The 3,275-nt window shown below is 73.3% G+C and carries 2 protein-coding genes and 1 pseudogene; all 3 read right to left on the bottom strand.

Going from position 1 to position 3,275, the window contains the following annotated elements:
* A pseudogene (locus EYA84_RS29400) lies at positions 1–929 on the bottom strand (transposase); the annotation flags it as partial.
* 40 nt (positions 930–969) lie between these two features.
* Positions 970–2,022, bottom strand: a complete 1,053-nt coding sequence (locus EYA84_RS29395) for a DNA primase (RefSeq protein WP_131057309.1) — start codon at positions 2,020–2,022, stop codon at positions 970–972.
* 158 nt (positions 2,023–2,180) lie between these two features.
* Positions 2,181–3,275, bottom strand: a 1,095-nt coding sequence (locus EYA84_RS29390; RefSeq protein WP_131057307.1) for an amino acid ABC transporter ATP-binding/permease protein, incomplete at its 5' end; no start/stop codon positions are given.

The raw sequence follows: 3,275 nt of genomic DNA, 5'->3' as shown, positions 1-3,275 counted from the left end.
CCGACGGCCGGTGCGGGGGGAGCGGTGCGGGCGTGCAGGGCGCCGACCAGCGCCTCGCAACCGGCGTCGCAGGCCCGGACCGAGGCGACCGCCTGTCGGATCGTCTCGGCGGCGGCGGAGGTGAGGGCCCGGTTGACCGTGGACCGGCGCGGCGTTTCGGAGATCGCCACCCGAAGCGCGGTGACCGCCTCGTCGATCGCGTCCGCCTCGCCCGCGCCCTCGGCCGCGAGCTGGGCGGTGACGGCGTCGGCGGTGACCGCCGCGTCACGACCGCGTCCTGCGGCGTCGGTGAGCATGCCCGGCTCGGGCAGCGCGTCCAGCACCGCCAGCGGGATCGACTCGGCCGGATCCGGGTAGGCCCGCAACGCGGCCGGGTAGAGCTCGCGCAGCACCTCGCGCAGCGCGGCTGCGGCGGAGTGCCGGCCGGCGGCCAGGGCGGCGTGCGCCGCGAGCACCTGCTTGTAACCGGCGAGGTCCCGGGGTGCCGGCAGGGTCACCGCGGAGAGGGCGCCGGCCTGGAGGGCGCGAGCCAGTCCGACAGCCCGTCGGACGGCCGGCGGGGCCTGCATCTCCTCCAAGGAGTCGTCGTCGGCGAACCGCTCGGCGAAGTCGTCGACCGAGTCGTCGTCGGCGATCGCCAGCGGACGACCGGCGGCGCTGAGTAGCGAGGTGACGGTGTGGTCGTCACTGTCGGCGGCAATCGCCGCACCGCTCGGCCCGCCTGAGCGCTCCACGAGCAGCGTGACCAGCCGGGCGTAACCCGCCGGGTCGTCGCTCACCTCGCAGACATGCAGCAGACGGCCTGCGTCGTCGACCACAGCGGACGTCAGCGTCGAACCGGCCGAGACCGGTCGGCCAGCCGGATCCGCCGAGGCCAGACCGCAGTACACGCGCACGAGCGCCACGGCGTCGTCCTCCTCCCGGAACACAGGGTCTTCTCTGCCAGAGACTGATGCTCCCTGGTGCGCGTCAGTCGCGCCAGTCCACGACCGCAGAGATCTTTCCGACAATGGTCCGCCAACCCAGACTTGCGGTTTGTGCCCCAATTTTCTTCAGCTTACGTCGACCGAGGAATCCGCCGATGCCGCCCTTGACAGACGCGCGTAGCGCGTCGTCCAGATCGTCGAGGCTGGAGCCGCTGGACAGCATGTCGAGCACGGCGGGCAGGCGCAGCGCGTACGACAGGTCGCGAGCGACCTCGCCCGCCTCGATGAGCAGCGTCGGAGCCCAGCTGTCGTGGCCACCCCGCAGGTTCTCCACTACCAGATCGAGCTCGTAGACGTCCTCCTCAAGCGGGGCGATGTCCGCCGGTTCCACCCGTTCGGACAATTCATTCCAGCTGTCCAGCTGGGACATATCGTTGGGCGCACCGGAACGGACGAAGCTGACCAGGGATTCCGGGGTCTTGAACAGCAGCAGCCGTCCCCGGTGACTCAGGAAGACGGGGACTTCCTCGTCGCCGTCGTCGTCCGCCTTCTCGTCGGCGTCCTCGTCGGCGTCGGAGTCCTTCTTCGAGGTGGACTTGCCCGAGGCGGACTTGCCCGACTCCTCGTCCTTGTCCTGCTTCTCGTCCTCGTCGCTCTCGGCGAACTCCCGGGCGACGTCCTCGTCGAGGATCACGACGTCGTCGTCCTCGTCGTCGGTCTCGACGACCTGCCGACGGGCCAGGAACGGGTCGTCGGCGTCGCGTTCCGCGACGTCGGTCGGGGTCAACTCACGGGCCGGCCGGTAGGCCCGCAGGGTGAAGCCGGTGCCGGCGGGCAGAGCGACCTCGATCGGGTCGATCCGCAGCTCGTCCCAGAGGGCGCGGGACGCCTGGGCCGCCGCGCTGTCCGCCTCCTCGACGTCCGACGACTCGTCGTCGGCCTCCCGCTCGGCGGGGTCCGGCTCGGCGACGGCCTCCGGCTCGGTGGCGTCCGGCTTGGCGGGGCCGGTGGTGTCATCGAGCTCGGGCTCGTCGGCGTCCGGCCGTTGGGGCGACTGGCGGGCCACGGTGACCTCCGTGTGCGTCGGGCTGCCCACTCACCGACTCGATGTCGATGAGTGACTCTGGGCACATACCCTAATGGGCTGCTCTGGGTAATCGGTGCCCGCACCCCGATGGCGGTCCCGACAACCCGTACGCCGCGCCGTCGCCGGCCGGTGCCGGTCGGCCCGGCATCGGTGACGCGCCGCACAGGTCAGGGCCGGTGCGGGCCGGAGAGCGCGAGGTAACCGTGCTCGGCGGCCTGCTGCACCACCCACTGGTCGCGGTACCAGCCCTCGGCGTCGACCAGGTCCGCGTGCGGTCCCCGCTGGACCACCCGCCCGGCGTCGAGCACCAGCACCTCGTCGAGCCCATCGAGACCGGTGAGTCGATGCGTGATCAGAAGCACCGAATGCCCGGCCGGCGTGGCGGCCAGGGTGGAGGCGAGCACCTCGTCGGCGGAGACCGGGTCGAGACCCTCCGTCGGTTCGTCCAGCACCAGTACGCCGGGCGCGGCGAGCAACGCGCGGGCCAGCGCCAACCGCTGCCGTTGACCACCGGAGAGCTGCCCGCCCTCCTCGCCGACCACGGTGTCCCAGCCCTCCGGTTGCGCCCGTACCCAGTCCGCCAGGCCGGCGGCCTCGGTGGCGGCGACCAGTGCTGCCTCGTCGGCGTCGGGGCGGCCGAGGAGCAGGTTGTCCCGGACGGTGGCGTGGAAGACGTACGCCTCGGCGAGCAGCCCGCCGACCGCCCTCGGCAGGTCCTCCGGCGGGTACGTCGACACGTCGTGGCCGTCCAGACCCACCCGACCGCTGTCCGGGCGTACCGCACCGGTCAGCACGGCGGCGAGGGTGCTCTTGCCGGCCCCGCTCGGGCCCACCACCGCGATCCGGCGGCCGGGTGGCAGGTCGAGGTCGAACCGGTCGAGCGCGGCGGGCACCCCGGCCCGGTAACGGACCGTGACCTCCTCGAACCGTACCCGGGGGACGTCGCGCCGCTCCGTCGACGGGTTGTCCCGCCCACCGGTCGGCTCCCCGGCGGCGGCCGGTGTGTCGCGGCTCTCGGCGGCCGGCGTCAGCAGCGGGGCGACCCGGGCCAGTCCGGAGCGCAGACCGGTCCACTGCCGGGCGGCACCGACCAGCGCGAGGGCGATCTCCACGGCGGCCAGCGTGCCGACCGCCAACACCCCGATCCACGCGCCGGACACGTCGGTCCGCAGCGCCACGACCACCACGGCACCGGCGGTGAGCCCGGCGACCAGCACCCCGAGGGCGTCGACGGCGAAGCCGCGCGCGGCGAGCCGACGCTC

The sequence above is a fragment of the Verrucosispora sp. SN26_14.1 genome (assembly GCF_004307965.1).
Lineage (GTDB): Bacteria > Actinomycetota > Actinomycetes > Mycobacteriales > Micromonosporaceae > Micromonospora.
Note: the sequence above shows the minus strand (reverse complement) of the source record. Positions and strands in the feature narration are given on the sequence as shown.